The 17,430-nt window shown below is 60.0% G+C and carries 14 protein-coding genes and 1 tRNA gene; 1 reads left to right on the top strand and 14 read right to left on the bottom strand.

Annotation, left to right across the window (positions count from 1 at the left end):
• Positions 1 to 86 precede the first annotated feature (86 nt).
• The 9 genes from infB to ftsH form a co-directional block, all read right to left on the bottom strand.
• Entirely contained in the window at positions 87 to 2,582 is a 2,496-nt protein-coding gene (infB, locus tag P7A97_RS06325) for a translation initiation factor IF-2 (RefSeq protein WP_277689070.1), read from the bottom strand.
• Between the two features lie 27 nt (positions 2,583 to 2,609).
• Complete coding sequence (nusA, locus tag P7A97_RS06320; protein WP_277689069.1) at positions 2,610 to 4,091, bottom strand: transcription termination factor NusA; 1,482 nt, start codon at positions 4,089 to 4,091, stop codon at positions 2,610 to 2,612.
• A 47-nt stretch (positions 4,092 to 4,138) separates the two neighbouring features.
• Positions 4,139 to 4,597 carry a ribosome maturation factor RimP gene (rimP, locus tag P7A97_RS06315; protein WP_277689068.1) on the bottom strand — a complete coding sequence of 153 codons (459 nt, stop codon included), beginning with the start codon at positions 4,595 to 4,597 and terminating at the stop codon, positions 4,139 to 4,141.
• Between the two features lie 271 nt (positions 4,598 to 4,868).
• Positions 4,869 to 4,954, bottom strand: a tRNA-Leu gene (locus P7A97_RS06310).
• A 10-nt stretch (positions 4,955 to 4,964) separates the two neighbouring features.
• Positions 4,965 to 5,342 carry a preprotein translocase subunit SecG gene (gene secG / locus P7A97_RS06305; RefSeq protein WP_277689067.1) on the bottom strand — a complete coding sequence of 126 codons (378 nt, stop codon included), beginning with the start codon at positions 5,340 to 5,342 and terminating at the stop codon, positions 4,965 to 4,967.
• A gap of 4 nt (positions 5,343 to 5,346) precedes the next feature.
• Entirely contained in the window at positions 5,347 to 6,102 is a 756-nt protein-coding gene (gene tpiA, locus P7A97_RS06300) for a triose-phosphate isomerase (RefSeq protein ID WP_277689066.1), read from the bottom strand.
• A gap of 66 nt (positions 6,103 to 6,168) precedes the next feature.
• Positions 6,169 to 7,506 carry a phosphoglucosamine mutase gene (gene glmM / locus P7A97_RS06295; RefSeq protein ID WP_277689065.1) on the bottom strand — a complete coding sequence of 446 codons (1,338 nt, stop codon included), beginning with the start codon at positions 7,504 to 7,506 and terminating at the stop codon, positions 6,169 to 6,171.
• Positions 7,507 to 7,521: 15 nt separating this feature from the next.
• The gene (gene folP / locus P7A97_RS06290; protein ID WP_277689064.1) at positions 7,522 to 8,373 is read right to left on the bottom strand and encodes a dihydropteroate synthase; all 852 of its coding nucleotides are present in this window, start codon (positions 8,371 to 8,373) and stop codon (positions 7,522 to 7,524) included.
• An 8-nt stretch (positions 8,374 to 8,381) separates the two neighbouring features.
• A complete protein-coding gene (ftsH, locus tag P7A97_RS06285; protein WP_277689241.1) occupies positions 8,382 to 10,289 on the bottom strand; it encodes an ATP-dependent zinc metalloprotease FtsH in 1,908 nt (635 codons plus the stop codon).
• A gap of 485 nt (positions 10,290 to 10,774) precedes the next feature.
• Here ftsH and yhbY point away from each other — a divergent pair, with 485 nt between their 5' ends.
• A complete protein-coding gene (yhbY, locus tag P7A97_RS06280; protein WP_277689063.1) occupies positions 10,775 to 11,086 on the top strand; it encodes a ribosome assembly RNA-binding protein YhbY in 312 nt (103 codons plus the stop codon).
• 12 nt (positions 11,087 to 11,098) lie between these two features.
• Here the strand turns inward: yhbY and P7A97_RS06275 are convergent, their stop codons facing one another.
• The 5 genes from P7A97_RS06275 to dapB form a co-directional block, all read right to left on the bottom strand.
• A complete protein-coding gene (locus P7A97_RS06275) occupies positions 11,099 to 11,500 on the bottom strand; it encodes a DUF4149 domain-containing protein (RefSeq protein WP_277689240.1) in 402 nt (133 codons plus the stop codon).
• 10 nt (positions 11,501 to 11,510) lie between these two features.
• On the bottom strand, positions 11,511 to 11,987 hold the full coding sequence (gene greA, locus P7A97_RS06270) for a transcription elongation factor GreA (RefSeq protein ID WP_277689062.1): 477 nt from the start codon (positions 11,985 to 11,987) through the stop codon (positions 11,511 to 11,513).
• Complete coding sequence (gene carB / locus P7A97_RS06265; protein WP_277689061.1) at positions 11,984 to 15,205, bottom strand: carbamoyl-phosphate synthase large subunit; 3,222 nt, start codon at positions 15,203 to 15,205, stop codon at positions 11,984 to 11,986. Before carB ends, greA begins: the two co-directional genes overlap by 4 nt.
• A gap of 36 nt (positions 15,206 to 15,241) precedes the next feature.
• Positions 15,242 to 16,378, bottom strand: a complete 1,137-nt coding sequence (carA, locus tag P7A97_RS06260; protein ID WP_277689060.1) for a glutamine-hydrolyzing carbamoyl-phosphate synthase small subunit — start codon at positions 16,376 to 16,378, stop codon at positions 15,242 to 15,244.
• A gap of 184 nt (positions 16,379 to 16,562) precedes the next feature.
• Positions 16,563 to 17,366, bottom strand: coding sequence for a 4-hydroxy-tetrahydrodipicolinate reductase (dapB, locus tag P7A97_RS06255; protein WP_277689059.1), 804 nt, complete (start codon positions 17,364 to 17,366; stop codon positions 16,563 to 16,565).
• Positions 17,367 to 17,430 lie beyond the last annotated feature (64 nt).

The following is a 17,430-nucleotide window of genomic DNA, read 5'->3' as shown; positions in this document are numbered from 1 at the left end:
CCCGCCGCCTATAGCTACGGGTTCAAAAGCGGCAAACGCCCGGCCGCGCGTATGCGGGGCCGGGCGTTGCATGTTGCGACTCGCGCTTACAGCGTACGAGCCACCTCGACCTTCTCGAACACTTCGATCTTGTCGCCGACCTTGACGTCGTTGTAGCTCTTCACCGCGATACCGCATTCCATGCCGTTACGCACTTCGGATACGTCATCCTTGAAGCGACGCAGGGATTCCAGTTCGCCCTCGAAGATCACCACGTCGTCGCGCAGTACGCGGATCGGACGGTTACGGTGCACGGTACCTTCGATGACCATACAACCAGCCACCGCACCGAACTTCGGCGAACGGAACACGTCACGCACTTCGGCGGTACCCAGAATGTTCTCGCGAACATCGCTTCCGAGCATACCGGTCAGGGCTTTCTTGACGTCTTCGATGATGTCGTAGATCACGTTGTAGTAACGCATATCCAGGCCTTCGGCCTCGACGATCTTGCGCGCACCGGCATCGGCACGAACGTTGAAGCCGAACAGCACCGCGTTGGAGGCCAGCGCCAGGTTGGCATCGGACTCGGTGATACCACCGACGCCGCCACCGACCACACGCACCTGCACTTCGTCGTTGCCCAGACCACTGAGCGAGCCTTGCAGAGCCTCGAGAGAACCACGCACGTCGGCCTTGAGGACGATGTTGAGGGTCTTCTTCTCTTCCTGGCCCATGCTTTCGAAGATGTTTTCCAGCTTGCCGGCATGCGCGCGAGCCAGTTTGACTTCGCGGAACTTGCCTTGACGGAACAGGGCGACTTCACGCGCCTTCTTCTCGTCGGCCACCACGGTCAGATCGTCACCGGCATCCGGAGTACCGTCCAGGCCGAGAATCTCGACCGGAATCGCCGGGCCAGCTTCTTTGATCGGCTTGCCGTTCTCGTCGAGCATGGCACGTACGCGACCGAAGTTGACGCCACACAGCACCATATCGCCCTGGCGCAGGGTACCGTCCTGAACCAGAACAGTAGCCACCGGGCCACGACCCTTATCCAGACGGGACTCGACCACGACACCACGGCCAGGCGCCGACGGGGTGGCTTTCAGTTCGAGCACTTCAGCCTGCAGCAGCACGGCCTCCAGCAGTTCGTCGACACCGGTACCAGCCTTGGCCGATACGCCTACGAACGGCGCGTCGCCGCCCCACTCTTCCGGAATCACATCCAGCGCGGCCAGGCCGTTCTTGATGTTGTCCGGGTTGGCTTCCGGCTTGTCCATCTTGTTGATGGCCACCACGATCGGTACACCAGCAGCCTTCGCGTGCTGCACGGCTTCCTGAGTCTGCGGCATCACGCCGTCATCCGCTGCTACAACCAGGATGACGATGTCGGTCGCCTTGGCACCACGGGCACGCATGGCGGTAAACGCAGCGTGACCCGGGGTATCGAGGAAGGTGACCATGCCGCGCTCGGTTTCCACGTGGTAGGCACCGATGTGCTGGGTGATACCACCCGCCTCACCGGAAGCGACCTTGGCACGACGGATATAGTCGAGCAGCGAGGTCTTACCGTGGTCAACGTGGCCCATGACGGTCACGACCGGCGCACGTGCAACAGCCTCACCCTCATAACGCAGGGACTCGGCCAGCTGGTCTTCCAGGGCGTTCTCGCTGACCAGCTTGACCTTGTGGCCCAGCTCTTCGGCAACCAGCTGGGCAGTTTCCTGGTCCAGTACCTGGTTGATGGTCACCGGAGTGCCCAACTTGAACATGAACTTGACGACTTCGGCGCCCTTCACCGACATCTGCGCAGCCAGGTCGGCAACGGTAATGGTTTCGCCAATCGAGACTTCGCGCACTACCGGTCCTGTCGGGCTCTGGAACCCGTGCTGATTACGCTTCTTCAACTTGCTCTTGCCACCACGACCACCGCGACGGAAACCATCGGTCTCTTCGTCTACGGTACGTGGCGCAACACGTGGTGCAGGCGCCTTTTCCTTGACCATCGGGCGGTGCTGAGCGCCCTTGCGCTCGCCACCACGACGATCGCTGTCGTCGTTACGCTCTTTCTCAGGACGGCGCGGCTCTTCCTTCTTGCGCTCAGGTGCCGGGGCAACAACAGGCTCCAGCACAGGCGCTGCGGGAGCAGCAGGGGCTTCTGCCGCCACAACTTCTTCAGCTTTCACCGAAGCCTGCTTGCGAGCCTCTTCCTCGGCACGACGAGCAGCTTCCTGCTCAGCCTTAAGACGCTCGGCTTCCTGGGCAGCGCGCTGCTCTTCCAGCTCGCGCTGCTTCTCGGCCTCGATCTCGGCCGGGCTGCGCTTGACGTAGGTTTTCTTCTTGCGCACTTCCACGCTGATGGTCTTGCTACCGGCAACCTTCAGGGTGGTGGTGGTCTTGCGCTGCAAGGTGATCTTGCGCGGTTCTTCCAGCTTTTCGCCGTGGCTGCTCTTGAGATGGGCCAGCAAGGCCTGTTTCTCGTTATCGGTTACCACTTGCTCGGCGCTGGTGTGGGGCAAACCTGCCTCACGCATCTGCTGCAGCAGGCGCTCCACCGGTGTGTCGACCACTTGGGCCAGTTCTTTCACCGTGACTTGCGTCATGCACTTCTCTCCTCAGGCCGCAACCGCTTATTCGAACCAATGGGCTCGGGCGGCCATGATCAGCTTGCCGGCACGTTCTTCGTCGATGCCGTCGATGTCGAGCAGGTCGTCAATCGACTGCTCGGCCAGGTCTTCGCGGGTGATTACGCCGCGAACCGCCAGTTCTTGCGCCAGGTTCTTGTCCATGCCCTCCAGAGAGACCAGGTCCTCAGCCGGTTGGGCGTCAGCAAGTTTCTCTTCATTGGCAATGGCCTTGGTCAGCAGACGATCCTTGGCACGAGCACGCAGCTCATTGACGATATCCTCGTCAAACCCATCGATGCTGAGCATTTCTTCCATCGGCACATAGGCGATTTCTTCCAGGCTGGTGAAGCCTTCCTCGACCAGCACCTGGGCCAGGTCTTCGTCAACTTCCAGCTCGTCGACAAAGTTCTGCAGGATGTCGCCAGTCTCGGCCTGCTGCTTAGCCTGGATATCCGCTTCGGTCATCACGTTCAGAGTCCAGCCGGTCAGCTGGCTGGCCAGGCGCACATTTTGACCGCCGCGACCAATGGCCTGGGCCAGGTTGTCCTCGGCAACAGCGATATCCATGGCATGGGCGTCTTCGTCGACGATGATGGCTGCCACCTCGGCCGGAGCCATGGCATTGATCACGAACTGCGCAACGTTTTCGTCCCACAGCACGATATCGACGCGCTCGCCACCAATCTCACCAGAGACTGCCTGAACGCGCGAACCGCGCATGCCGATACAGGCGCCCTGCGGGTCGATACGCTTGTCCTTCGAACGCACGGCGATCTTGGCGCGCGAACCCGGATCACGGGAGGCCGCCATCACTTCGATCAACCCTTCGGCGATCTCCGGCACTTCGATGGTGAACAGCTCGATCAGCATCTGCGGCGCAGTGCGCGACAGGATCAACTGCGGACCACGGTTCTCGGTGCGGATTTCCTTGAGCAGTGCGCGCATGCGGGCACCGACTCGGAAGGTCTCACGCGGAATGATGTCCTCGCGGGCCAAAAGAGCCTCGGCGTTGTTGCCCAGGTCGACAATAACGCTGTCGCGGGTGACCTTCTTCACGGTACCGGAGATGATCTCGCCAACACGCTCGCGATAGGCGTCAACGACCTGTGCACGCTCAGCCTCGCGCACTTTCTGCACGATGACCTGTTTGGCAGTCTGAGCGGCGATACGACCGAACTCGATCGACTCAACCGACTCTTCCACAATGTCACCAACCACTGCACCAGGTTTCTGCGCCTGGGCCTGTTCAACAGTCAGCTCGGCAGCCGGGTTTTCCAGCTCGTCCTCTTCGACGACTTTCCAGCAGCGGAAGGTTTCGTAGTTACCGCTCTGGCGATTGATCGCCACGCGCAGCTCAACTTCGTCGTCAAAACGCTTCTTGGTCGCAGTCGCCAGCGCCAGCTCAAGCGCCTCGAAAATCACACCCGCCGGTACACCCTTTTCGTTGGATACCGACTCTACAACCAGCAGTACTTCTTTACTCATCGTACGCCTCGCCTTTCGCAATCCATTGGATCCGCGGGATCCGCGTCTCAATCAAAACGGGGAATGATATTGGCCTTGTCGATCAGATCGATCGGCAACAGGAACTCGTGGTCATCCACCAGCACCACCACATCCTGCTCCTCCACACCACGAAGGAGACCCTGAAAATTGCGCCTACCCTCAAAGGGCGAGCGCAGCTTGATCTTTACTTGTTCCCCAACATGCGCCGCGAACTGCTCAAGACTGAACAGCGGCCGGTCCATGCCGGGCGATGACACTTCCAGGGTGTATTCACTGGAGATCGGGTCCTCGACATCCAGGACCGCACTGACCTGTCGACTGACCGCTTCGCAGTCGTCAACCAGAATTCCATTGGCGTGATCGATATAGATGCGCAGCACGGAGTGCCGGCCCTGGGAAATGTATTCCACGCCCCAGCACTGATAGCCGAGGGACTCGACCACAGGGGCCAGCATGGCCTGCAACTGTTCCAGCTTGCTCGACACTCGAAGCCCTCCGCAGATGTCGTAGAAATAAAAAATGGGCGAAACGCCCATCCATCGCGCCGTTCGACATCACAAATGTCGACAGCAGACTGTCCAGCTAGCAAAAAGCCCCTTGAAAGGGGCTTTTTGACTGCCAATTGTGGGCTGAACAAAATACCAAACCGATCAACGCCACTACAAAGCTGGGCATGAATTATACGGAGCCCGCCAGCACCGGTCAACCAGAATAAAACAAACAACAAGGCCCGCTTGCAGCGGGCCTTGTTTAATATGGTACCGAGGAGGGGACTCGAACCCCTACAGCCTATGGCCACTACCACCTCAAGGTAGCGTGTCTACCAATTCCACCACCTCGGCAAAGAGGGTTTTACTGCTCAGGAGCGCTTGGAACGTCTGCGGAACCAGCCGACTCTTTCTGAACTTCCAGAACCGGAACATCTTCGACAACAGGCTTCTGCTGCACTTCCAACGCCGCCGGATCTGGCAAACCAGCCTGAGTAAGATTATCAGACTTTTGTTTAGCAAAGAAAGCTAAACCCAAGCTAGTAATGAAAAAAATTGCTGCGAGAACGGCCGTAGCGCGGCTCAGAAAGGTAGCAGAACCCTGACTACCGAAAACGGTAGCAGAGGCGCCAGCCCCGAAAGACGCACCAGCATCAGCACCCTTACCCTGCTGAATCAGGACGAAGCCAACGATCCCGAGAGCACCCAGCAGATGTACAACGATTACGACTGTTTCCAGCATCTTTTCAGCTTCCTGCGGCGCGACAAATCGCACCGAACTCATCCGCATTCAAGGAGGCGCCACCAATGAGCCCCCCATCAATATCCTGCATACCGAATAACTCGGCAGCATTGACAGCCTTGACACTGCCGCCGTACAGAATCCTCACACCGCGCGCCACTTCAGCATTTTCTGCTGCAAGCTGCGCACGGATAGCAGCATGGATCTCTTGAGCTTGCTGCGGCGTAGCAGTCAGCCCAGTGCCTATCGCCCAAACCGGCTCATAAGCCACGACAGCACGAGAAAATGCACCAACACCCAGCTCTTCGATCACACTACCCAACTGGGCAGACACCACATCTAAAGTGCGCCCCGCCTCACGCTGCTCCAGAGTCTCGCCGACACAGAGAACCGGCACCAGACCACAAGATTGCGCAGCGGCAAATTTGCGACTCAACTGCTCGTCACGCTCACCGAGTATCAGACGACGCTCGGAGTGCCCAACCAACACAAACTCACAACCAGCATCAGCTAGCTGACTCGGAGCGACCTCACCAGTCAGAGCACCCTGCATGGGCTCAACGGCACAGTTCTGCGCACCGACCGATATGGCCTTACCCTCAAGCCCGGTAATCACCTGACCTATGTACAGACAGGGCGGCATAACGGCCACCTCGACACCGGCAGGCAATGCCAGTTGACGCAAGCCTTTGATCAGCTCTGCGACGCTGGCGCGGGTACCGTGCATTTTCCAGTTACCAGCTACCAAAGGGCGACGCATGCCAGACCTCGTCGTTCAAAGTGGGCGCAGATGTTACCCAAGAGCTTATGCACTAGCAAGCCGAAATCAGGCACAGAGATCACTGACCACCTTGGCCAACTCCTCGGCGTAACCGCGCACCTGCACCTCGTCGTCCCCCTCAACCATCACGCGCACCAAAGGCTCGGTTCCAGACTTGCGCAGGAGCACTCGCCCTCGACCCGCCATGCGCTCAGTAATACTGGCACAGGCCGCTTTAACCTCGGCCGCTTCCAGCGGATCGACATTGCCAGCCAAACGCACATTGATCAGCATCTGGGGACACTTGCGCAATGCAAGGCGCGCCTGCGCCAGAGTTTCACCGCTGCGCTTGAGCGCCATCAAAACCTGCAACGCGGCAATCACCGCATCCCCTGTGGTGGTGTGCTGAAAGCACACCAAATGACCGGAGCTTTCGCCACCCAGCTGCCACTCGCGCTCCTGCAACTCGGCCATCACATAGCGATCCCCCACCTTAGCTCGCACGAAGGGCACCTGCAGTTCTGACAGCGCCAGCTCCAGCCCCAGATTACTCATCTGCGTGCCGACCACACCACCCTGCAATTTCCCACGCTGCTTCAGGTCTCGCGCAATGATGTAGAGCAATTCATCACCATCAACCACGGCTCCCGTATGATCGACCATCAGTACTCGATCACCGTCACCATCGAAAGCGATGCCCAAATCCGCCTGCTGTGCCAACACCTCAGACTGCAGGGACTCAACATGGGTTGAACCGCAACTGTCATTGATGTTCAGGCCATTGGGCTGAGCCGCAAGAACGGAAACCTGAGCGCCCAGCTCGCGAAACACACTGGGGGCGACCTTGTAGGTAGCACCATGTGCGCAATCCAGCACTACCTTTAGACCAGCAAAACTGGTGTGATTGGGGACGCTGGCCTTACAGAATTCGATGTAACGACCCGCAGCATCATTGATGCGCGTGACCTTGCCCAACTGCTCAGACTCAACCACGGTCATAGGTTGATCGAGCAACTCTTCGATCATCAGTTCGATTTCATCCGGCAGCTTGGTGCCGTAGCCGGAAAAGAACTTGAAACCGTTGTCGTGATGCGGATTATGCGACGCACTGATGACGATACCTGCCTCAGCCTGAAAGGTCCTGGTCAGGTAAGCCACAGCCGGAGTCGGCATCGGCCCCAACAACATGACATCCGCCCCGGCCGCCAGCAAACCCGCCTCAAGCGCAGACTCGAACATATAGCCGGAAATGCGCGTGTCCTTACCGATCAAAATCCGGCACTTGCCCTGCTTACGGAACGCCATGCCAGCAGCCCAGCCCAACTTGAGGATGAACTCAGGGGTGATCGGAAATTGACCTACGCGACCACGAATACCATCCGTGCCGAAATACTTTCTGCTCATTAGCACTCCAGACTCTTATTCAGCAGACTGCACCGCGGCAATCATGCGCACCGCATCAACGGTTTCCGCCACATCATGCACTCGCACAATGCCTGCACCCTTGGCAACTGCCAGGGCTGCCAACGCCAGGCCACCCGACAGGCGCTCATGCACCTCACGCCCCAACGCCTGACCGATCATGCTCTTGCGCGAGACTCCGACCAATAACGGGCGTCCCAAGTCATGCAGCGCCTCGAGATGGCGGAACAAGCTCAGATTGTGCGCAAGGTTTTTGGCAAAGCCAAAGCCAGGGTCCAGCACAATGCGCTCAGCAGGAATACCCGCTTCAGCACAGACGACCATGCGCTGCTGGAGAAACTCACGCACCTCGAGCACCACATCACGATAATACGGATCCTGCTGCATCGTGCCGGGCTCTCCAAGCATGTGCATCAGGCAGACAGCAAGACCACTATCGGACGCGGTCTCAAGCGCTCCATCACGGCGCAAGGCGCGGACATCATTGATCATGCCCGCACCCAGGCGAGCCCCCTCACGCATCACTGCAGGCGTCGAAGTGTCCAATGAGATAACGACGTCCAGCTCAGCAAAAACAGCCTCCACCACCGGCGCCACTCGCTCGAGCTCCTCAACTGCAGATACCGGCCTGGCGCCAGGCCGCGTGGACTCGCCACCAATATCGATCAGGGTCGCTCCCGCAGCCACCATCGCCGCAGCATGACGCAAGGCCGCATCACGCGCTGCGAAACGTCCGCCATCGGAGAAAGAATCAGGAGTGACATTGAGGATCCCCATCACGTGCGGACGGGTTAAATCAAGAACCCGACTGCCACAGGACAGTCGGGTCGGGTATTGCATGACAGTCATGACCAGCCTTAATGCTCGCCCGCAGGCCCACCAATCGGGTTCTGTGGACGCTCAGCCTCCTGCTTAGGCGCTGGCGGGTTGCCCGAACCACTTTCCCAATCACGCGGCTCACGAGGCTCACGTCCCGCCATGATGTCGTCTATCTGTTCGGAGTCGATGGTTTCATACTTCATCAGCGCGTCAGCCATCATATCCAGCTTGTCGCGATTCTCCTCCAGCAGTCGCTTGGCAGTGCCATAGCAACCATCAATGATGCTGCGCACTTCCTCATCGATGGCCTTGGCGGTCTCACCGGAAACATTAGTGTGCTGACTGCCAGCGCTGCGCCCAAGGAACACTTCACCCTCCTCTTCGGCGTACATCAGCGGCCCGAGCTTCTCCGACAGCCCCCACTTGGTCACCATATTCCGCGCCAGATGAGTGGCACGCATGATGTCGTTGGAAGCGCCAGTGGTGACGCCATCGAAGCCGAGCGTCATTTCCTCGGCGATACGACCACCGAACAGCGAGCAAATCTGACTGATAAGCGCCCGCTTGGACAGGCTGTAGCGATCCTCTTCCGGCAGGAACATGGTCACACCAAGAGCGCGACCACGAGGAATGATCGACACCTTGTAGACCGGATCATGCTCAGGCACCAGGCGCCCGACGATAGCGTGCCCTGCTTCGTGATAAGCGGTATTGAGCTTCTCCTTCTCCGACATGACCATGGACTTGCGCTCAGCGCCCATCATGATCTTGTCCTTGGCCAGCTCGAACTCCTTCATCTCGACCAGACGCTTGCTGGCGCGAGCGGCGAACAGAGAGGCCTCGTTGACCAGGTTGGCCAGGTCGGCACCGGAGAAGCCAGGCGTACCGCGCGCGATCACTGCAGGCTCGACGTTGTCGCCGACCGGCACCTTGCGCATATGCACTTTCAGAATCTGCTCACGGCCACGGATGTCTGGCAGACCCACCACAACCTGACGATCGAAACGACCGGGACGCAGCAACGCCGGATCCAGTACATCCGGACGGTTGGTGGCGGCAATCACGATGATGCCGTCGTTCATTTCGAAACCATCCATCTCCACCAGCAGCTGGTTGAGCGTCTGTTCACGCTCGTCATGACCACCGCCCAGACCGGCGCCACGATGACGTCCGACAGCGTCGATTTCATCGATAAAGATGATGCAAGGCGCATGCTTCTTCGCCTGCTCGAACATGTCGCGCACACGGGAAGCGCCAACACCGACGAACATCTCGACAAAGTCGGAACCGGAGATAGTGAAGAACGGCACCTTGGCCTCACCGGCAATAGCCTTGGCAAGCAGCGTCTTACCGGTGCCAGGCGGGCCAACCATCAACACACCACGCGGGATACGGCCACCGAGCCGCTGGAACTTGCCAGGGTCGCGGAGAAACTCGACCAACTCCCCGACCTCTTCCTTAGCCTCGTCGCAACCGGCGACGTCGGCCAGCGTGGTCTTAACCTGGTCTTCGGACAACAGGCGAGCCTTGGACTTGCCGAAACTCATGGGGCCGCCACGGCCTCCCGCGCCACCTTGCATCTGGCGCATGAAGAACATGAATACTGCGATGATGACCAAGATCGGGAAGCTGGCGACCAGCAACTGGGTCCAGATGCTCTGACGCTCAGGCTGCTTGCCGACGATCTCGACGTTATTGTCGATAAGATCCTTGATCAGGCCGCGATCCTCGATGGCCGGACGCACGGTTTCAAACGTGGTGCCATCCTGATTCTGCCCGCTGATGATGTAGCCATCCACGGTGACCTGCTTGACCTTGCCGCTCTGAACCTGCTGGATGAACTCCGAATAATTCAGCTTGCCGGAGTCGCTCGGGCTGGAGAAGTTGTTCATCACGGTGACCAAAACGGCCGCGATGATCAGCCACAGGATCAGGTTCTTTGCCATGTCGTTCAATTAGCTACCCTCTGAAGCGAGCCCCGTCCTGAAACGCGCTCCGCATAACGGCTGGAGAAATACCCGCCTAACTTACTACACAACCCGGCACCTGGCAGGCACCGTCTGTAACCCTTTATGAGTCTTAGGCGGCTGGCGCTCACGCCTTCCAGTCTAGGCACCCTGTAAGCCGGGCGCGAACACATGGATCAACGGCCTTAACAACAATGTGGGGGCCTTATGAGAAATCACAAGGGCCGCCTGGTATCAATTGCCCGCAGCAGCAATCAAACGCAGTCTGACACCTGGGCTGTCGAAACCGTTGATTCAGCCTACGCTAAAACCGACAACAGCACCCTGACCTGAATAGACAGGAGCGCGCTCCATTCGGCTCAGGTAAACTACGTCGTTTTTGCGGCCCGCGCTGGCGGCGATAAGCATGGGGCCTTGGCCGCATTGTCGCTCCGCGCCGCCCATCACTGCAGCAAGGTCAAATTATGGCGCTTACCAACGAACAGAAGAAACACTTCAAATCTATCGGCCACCACCTGAAGCCTGTATTGATCGTCGCCGAGAACGGTCTGACCGAAGGCGTGCTGGCTGAACTAGAACGCGCCCTCAATGATCACGAGCTGATCAAGGTACAGTTTCGCCTGACCGAGCGCGATGATCGCCGCGCGCTGATCGAAGAACTGGTGAGCGTCGGACGCTGCGAACTGGTGCAGGTGATTGGCAAAATGGCCCTGATCTATCGCAAGAACCCAAAGCCGAACAAAAACCTGTCCAACATCCACCGCTATCAGGCCTGATAGCGGCTGGCTCTAGCGCCCCCGCTGCCCAGGCAGCGGCTGCAACACCAGCACCAACCCGCACAAAGCTACCACCAGATAGTTGAACAGCAGCCAGCGCTCGGCGCCTGGCAGCAGGTGGCTCACCGCGAAAAACACCCCCGCCATCAGTACCACCACCCCCAGCAACTGACCGCGCATGTCGCGCCATAGACTGGCAACACCTTCCGCCTGCACCAGCACCAAGCCCTGCAACAGCGCGCAGAAAGCAGCGAAACCGATCAGCAACGGAGCCAGCACGCCATTGATCTCCTCGACCAGTAGCGGCGCCAGGCCCAACTTTTCCAGTGCAGGCAGCATGACGAAATGCAACAGCCAGAGGCCGCCGACCCAGAAGGTCTGAGCCAGCTGCCAGCTGATCGCCCCTGCGCGCAGGGGCGGGCGTTTAAAGATGGCGGACTTCGACAATCTCGTACTCAACCAGGCCACTGGGTGTCTGCACAGCCACTACGTCACCCTCTTCCTTGCCAACCAGCGCGCGGGCGATAGGTGAACTGACGGAGAGCTTGCCGGCCTTGATGTCGGCCTCATCCTCACCGACGATCTGGTAGGTCACGCTCTCGTCGGTCTCGACGTTGGCGATATCCACGGTAGTACCGAAGATCACCTTACCGGTGTGGGCAATCGTGGTGACGTCAATGACTACCGCGTGCTGCAGACGCCCCTCGATATCGCGAATACGTGCTTCGACCATACCCTGCTCTTCACGAGCGGCGTGGTACTCGGCGTTCTCCTTGAGATCGCCCAGCTCACGCGCCTCGGCGATCGCCTGGCTCAGTGCTGGACGACGCACCTTGGTCAGGTGCGCCAGCTCTTCCTCCAGGGCGCGAGCACCCTGGACGGTCATGGGGTATTTATTCATGCCTTGATTCCTGCATGCAGATCCTGCAGACGGCGCACGGTCTTCTCCGAACCGAACTTGAGCGCCTCACAGATCGCCTGCCCCGCCGCAATGGTGGTGGTGCAATAGATCTTGTGCTGCAGAGCGTTACGACGAATGGAATAGGAGTCAGCGATGGACTGACGACCTTCAGTGGTGTTGATGATCAGCGTGACTTCGTCATTCTTAATCATGTCGACCACGTGCGGGCGACCCTCGGTCACCTTGTTCACGCGGCGCACCGGCAGGCCGGCAGCCTCGATCAGCTTGGCCGTACCAGCAGTGGCGACCACTTCGAAGCCCAGGCTCACCAGATCGCGGGCGACCTGCACGGCCTCGGCCTTATCGTCCTCGCGCACACTGATGAAGGCGCAGCCGGTGTTAGGCAGGATCTCGTTGGCACCCGCCTGGGCCTTGGCGAAGGCTTCACCGAAGCTGTCGCCAACACCCATGACCTCACCAGTCGACTTCATTTCTGGACCGAGGATCGGGTCGACGCCCGGGAACTTGTTGAACGGGAACACCGCTTCCTTGACGCTGAAGAACGGCGGGATGATTTCCTGGGTGAAGCCCACATCAGCCAGACTCTTGCCAGCCATCACGCGTGCAGCCACCTTGGCCAGCGACTCGCCGATGCACTTGGAGACAAACGGCACGGTACGCGATGCGCGCGGGTTCACTTCGATGACGTAAATGTCCTCGCCCTGCACCGCCATCTGCACGTTCATCAGACCAACCACGCCGAGCTCCAGGGCCATCTTTTTGACCTGCTCACGGATCTCGTCCTGGATGTGCTTGGGCAGCGAGTACGGCGGCAGCGAGCACGCGGAGTCACCGGAGTGCACGCCGGCCTGCTCGATGTGCTGCATGATGGCGCCGATCACTACGGTCTCACCGTCGCACACCGCATCCACGTCCACCTCGATGGCGCAGTTGAGGAAGTGGTCGAGCAGCACCGGGCTGTCGTTGGATACCTTCACCGCTTCGCGCATGTAGCGCTTGAGCTCTTCTTCCTGGTAGACGATTTCCATCGCACGACCGCCCAGTACGTAGGACGGACGCACCACCATCGGATAGCCGATACCCTTGGACAGGGCCAGGGCCTCGTCTTCGCTGCGCGCGGTGGCGTTGGCCGGCTGGCGCAGACCGAGGCGCTGGACCATCTGCTGGAAGCGTTCGCGGTCTTCGGCACGGTCGATGGCGTCCGGACTGGTACCGATGATCGGCACGCCGGCTTCTTCGAGGGCGCGGCACAGCTTCAGCGGAGTCTGGCCGCCGTATTGCACGATCACACCTTTCGGCTGCTCGACGCGGACGATTTCCAGCACGTCCTCCAGGGTTACCGGCTCGAAGTACAGGCGATCGGAGGTGTCGTAGTCGGTGGAGACGGTTTCCGGGTTGCAGTTGACCATGATGGTCTCGTAACCGTCTTCACGCATTGCCAGCGCCGCGTGTACACAGCAGTAGTCGAACTCGATGCCCTGGCCGATACGGTTGGGGCCACCGCCGAGGATCATGATCTTGTCGCGACCACTCGGATTCGCCTCGCACTCTTCCTCGTAGGTCGAGTACATGTAGGCGGTATCGGTGGCGAACTCGGCGGCGCAGGTATCCACACGCTTGTATACCGGCAGCACTTTCAGTTTATGGCGATGGCTGCGCAGGTTCTTCTCGGTCACGCCGAGCAGCTTGGCCAGACGCGCGTCGGAGAAGCCCTTGCGCTTGAGTTTGCGCATCAGCTCGTAGTCAATACCGGACAAACCAAGGGTCTTAACCTTTTCCTCATCCTTGATCAGATCTTCGATCTGCACCAGGAACCACTCGTCGATGCGAGTCAGGTCAAACACCTCGGCGACGCTCTTGCCAGCGCGGAAGGCGTCAGCTACATACCAGATACGCTCGGCGCCCGGCACGGTCAGCTCGCGGCGCAGGGTGCTCTCCGCTTCCGGATCGTTGAGGTCGAGCTTCGGATCAAAGCCGGCAACGCCCACTTCCAGACCGCGCAGGGCTTTCTGCACCGATTCCTGGAAAGTACGGCCGATAGCCATGACTTCGCCCACAGACTTCATCTGGGTGGTCAGGCGGGCATCGGCCTTGGGGAACTTCTCGAAGGCAAAGCGCGGAACCTTGGTCACCACGTAGTCGATGGACGGCTCGAAGGACGCCGGGGTGCGACCGCCGGTGATGTCGTTCTGCAGCTCGTCAAGGGTGTAACCGACAGCCAGCTTGGCGGCGATCTTGGCGATCGGGAAGCCGGTGGCCTTGGAGGCCAGTGCCGAGGAACGCGACACCCGCGGGTTCATCTCGATGACCACCATGCGCCCGGTGTTCGGGCAGATGCCGAACTGCACGTTGGAGCCACCGGTCTCCACGCCGATCTCACGCAGCACCGCCAGCGAGGCGTTGCGCATGATCTGGTATTCCTTGTCGGTCAGCGTCTGCGCCGGGGCGACGGTGATCGAGTCGCCGGTGTGCACGCCCATCGGGTCGAAGTTCTCGATGGAGCAGACGATGATGCAGTTGTCCTTCTTGTCGCGGACCACCTCCATCTCGTATTCCTTCCAGCCGATCAGCGATTCGTCGATCAGCAGCTCGTTGGTCGGCGACAGGTCCAGACCACGGGCGCAGATTTCTTCGAACTCTTCACGGTTGTAGGCGATGCCGCCACCGGTGCCGCCCATGGTGAAGGACGGACGGATGATGCAGGGGAAACCTACCTGCTCCAGTACACCGTAGGCCTCTTCCATGCTGTGGGCGATACCCGAGCGCGGGCAGGCCAGGCCGATCGATTTCATCGCCTTGTCGAAGCGCGAACGGTCTTCAGCCTTGTCGATGGTGTCGGCGTTGGCGCCGATCATCTCGACACCGAACTTCTCCAGCACGCCGTGGCGCTCCAGATCCAACGCGCAGTTCAGTGCGGTCTGGCCACCCATGGTCGGCAGCAGGGCGTCCGGGCGTTCCTTCTCGATGATCTTGGCCACGGTGGCCCACTTGATCGGTTCGATGTAGGTGGCGTCGGCCATGGCCGGGTCGGTCATGATGGTGGCCGGGTTGGAGTTCACCAGGATGACGCGGAAGCCTTCTTCCTTGAGAGCCTTGCACGCCTGCGCGCCGGAGTAGTCGAACTCGCAGGCCTGGCCGATGACGATGGGGCCGGCGCCGAGGATCAGGATGCTTTTGATGTCTGTACGTTTTGGCATGTTTCTTACTCGAATCCTTGGGTCAGTCGGCAGGGCTTAGCGGCGCTTGGCCATGGCTTCGATGAAGCGGTCGAACAGCGGGGCCACGTCGTGCGGACCAGGGCTGGCTTCTGGGTGCCCCTGGAAGCTGAAGGCCACCTTGTCGGTGCGCTCGATGCCCTGCAGGGTGCCATCGAACAGCGACTTGTGGGTGGCGCGCAGGTTAGCCGGCAGGCTCGCCTCATCCACGGCGAAACCGTGGTTCTGGCTGGTGATCATCACCACGCCGGAATCCAGATCCTGCACCGGGTGGTTGGCACCGTGGTGACCGGTTTCCATCTTCACGGTCTTGGCGCCGGAGGCCAGGGCCAGCAGCTGGTGGCCGAGGCAGATGCCGAATACCGGAATTTCGGTCTGCAGCACTTCCTGGATGGCGGCGATAGCGTAGTCGCATGGCTCGGGGTCGCCAGGGCCATTGGAGAGGAACACGCCGTCCGGATTCAGCGCCAGCACTTGACTGGCCGGGGTTTTGGCCGGCACCACGGTCAGGCGGCACCCGCGAGCGACCAGCATGCGCAGGATGTTGACCTTCACGCCGTAGTCGTAAGCGACCACGTGGTAAGGCAGCTCACCGGCAGGGATTTCCGGGTGGCTATCGCTTTCCAGGCTCCACACGCTGGAGCGCCACTCATAGGTCTCGCTGCAGGTCACTTCCTTGGCCAGGTCCATGCCCTTCAGGCCCGGGAAGCTGCGCGCCAGCTCCAGCGCCTTTTCTTCGGTGGCGTCATCGCCAGCCAGGATGCAGCCATTCTGCGCACCTTTTTCGCGCAGGATGCGGGTCAGGCGACGGGTATCAATGCCGGCGATGGCAACGGTACCGTTTGCCTTCAGGTACTCATCCAGCGGCTGCTTGTCGCGCCAGTTGCTGGAGATCAGCGGCAGGTCGCGAATGATCAGGCCGGCCGCCCACACGCGATTGGACTCGGCATCTTCCGGCGTGGTGCCGGTATTGCCGATGTGCGGGTAGGTCAGGGTAACGATCTGCTGGGCATAGGAAGGATCGGTGAGGATTTCCTGATAGCCGGTCATGGCGGTGTTGAACACCACCTCACCAATGGTATGGCCATCGGCACCAATGGCTTCGCCGCGAAAAATGCTGCCGTCGGCGAGTGCGAGTATGGCTGGCTTAGTCAAGAAGACCTCCCTTAGATCTGCTGCTTGCTCAAACGCAGGTTGTAAAAAAGCGGGATGACGTATTGACCGTCACCCCGCTTCTTTATCTGATTCATTCTGCGTAACTTTTAGTGGACACACTAAAGCGGGAAGCTTACAGGAAAGTCCCTTTTCGGTCCACCGTTTGCATGGACCGAAAAGGCATTCAGTTCAGCCCCAGCACGTCCTGCATGTCATAAAGCCCCGCAGGCTGCGCCTGCAACCAAAGCGCGGCACGCACCGCACCCTTGGCGAAGGTCATGCGACTGGAGGCTTTGTGAGTGATTTCCACGCGCTCGCCATCAGCGGCGAACAGCACGGTGTGATCCCCCACCACGTCGCCGGCACGCACGGTGGCGAAGCCGATGGTCTCGCGCTCGCGCGCACCGGTCTGGCCTTCGCGACCGTAGACCGCCACCTTCTGCAGGTCACGCCCCAGCGCATTGGCCACCACCTCACCCATACGCAGCGCAGTACCGGATGGCGCATCGACCTTGTGCCGGTGATGCGCTTCGATGATTTCGATATCGACCTCATCGGCCAGCACACGCGCCGCGGTATCCAGCAGCTTCAGACAGAGATTGACCCCGACGCTGTAGTTGGCGGCAAACACGATCGGAATCTGCTTGGCCGCCTCTGACAGCAACTGCTTTTCCTCCGGCGAGAAGCCGGTGGTGCCGATGACCATGGCTTTGCCCGCCTGACGGCAGACCTCCAGATTCTTCAAGGTCACCGAGGGATGCGTGAAGTCAATCAGCACATCGAACTGATCCAGCGCAGCACTCAGATCACCGACCAACGTGACGCCGATCTTGCCCAGTGCCGCCAGCTCACCCGCATCGGCACCGATCAAGCTGCTGTCCGGACGATCGATGGCCGCGGTCAGCTCTGCGCCTTGCGCCTGACCAACGGCCTCGATGAGGATCTTGCCCATGCGCCCGGCGGCGCCCATCACTGCAATACGTCGCATTATCTGTGCCCTCAGTGCCGGCCCACGAGCGCGCGGGCCAGAGCCTGTTCTTGATCACACCCGG

It is taken from the genome of Pseudomonas sp. GOM6 (assembly GCF_029537485.1).
GTDB lineage: Bacteria > Pseudomonadota > Gammaproteobacteria > Pseudomonadales > Pseudomonadaceae > Aquipseudomonas.
The sequence above is the reverse complement of the archived record's forward strand: the minus strand, read 5'-3'. Positions and strand labels throughout refer to the sequence as shown.

What these genes read in the sequence shown, in the direction of transcription:
- infB (WP_277689070.1), bottom strand. Translation starts at nt 2,582, where the DNA reads ATGACGCAAGTCACGGTGAAAGAACTGGCCCAAGTGGTCGACACACCG.
- nusA (WP_277689069.1), bottom strand. Translation starts at nt 4,091, where the DNA reads ATGAGTAAAGAAGTACTGCTGGTTGTAGAGTCGGTATCCAACGAAAAG.
- secG (WP_277689067.1), bottom strand. Translation starts at nt 5,342, where the DNA reads ATGCTGGAAACAGTCGTAATCGTTGTACATCTGCTGGGTGCTCTCGGG.
- tpiA (WP_277689066.1), bottom strand. Translation starts at nt 6,102, where the DNA reads ATGCGTCGCCCTTTGGTAGCTGGTAACTGGAAAATGCACGGTACCCGC.
- glmM (WP_277689065.1), bottom strand. Translation starts at nt 7,506, where the DNA reads ATGAGCAGAAAGTATTTCGGCACGGATGGTATTCGTGGTCGCGTAGGT.
- folP (WP_277689064.1), bottom strand. Translation starts at nt 8,373, where the DNA reads ATGACTGTCATGCAATACCCGACCCGACTGTCCTGTGGCAGTCGGGTT.
- ftsH (WP_277689241.1), bottom strand. Translation starts at nt 10,289, where the DNA reads ATGGCAAAGAACCTGATCCTGTGGCTGATCATCGCGGCCGTTTTGGTC.
- yhbY (WP_277689063.1), top strand. Translation starts at nt 10,775, where the DNA reads ATGGCGCTTACCAACGAACAGAAGAAACACTTCAAATCTATCGGCCAC.
- greA (WP_277689062.1), bottom strand. Translation starts at nt 11,987, where the DNA reads ATGAATAAATACCCCATGACCGTCCAGGGTGCTCGCGCCCTGGAGGAA.
- carB (WP_277689061.1), bottom strand. Translation starts at nt 15,205, where the DNA reads ATGCCAAAACGTACAGACATCAAAAGCATCCTGATCCTCGGCGCCGGC.
- dapB (WP_277689059.1), bottom strand. Translation starts at nt 17,366, where the DNA reads ATGCGACGTATTGCAGTGATGGGCGCCGCCGGGCGCATGGGCAAGATC.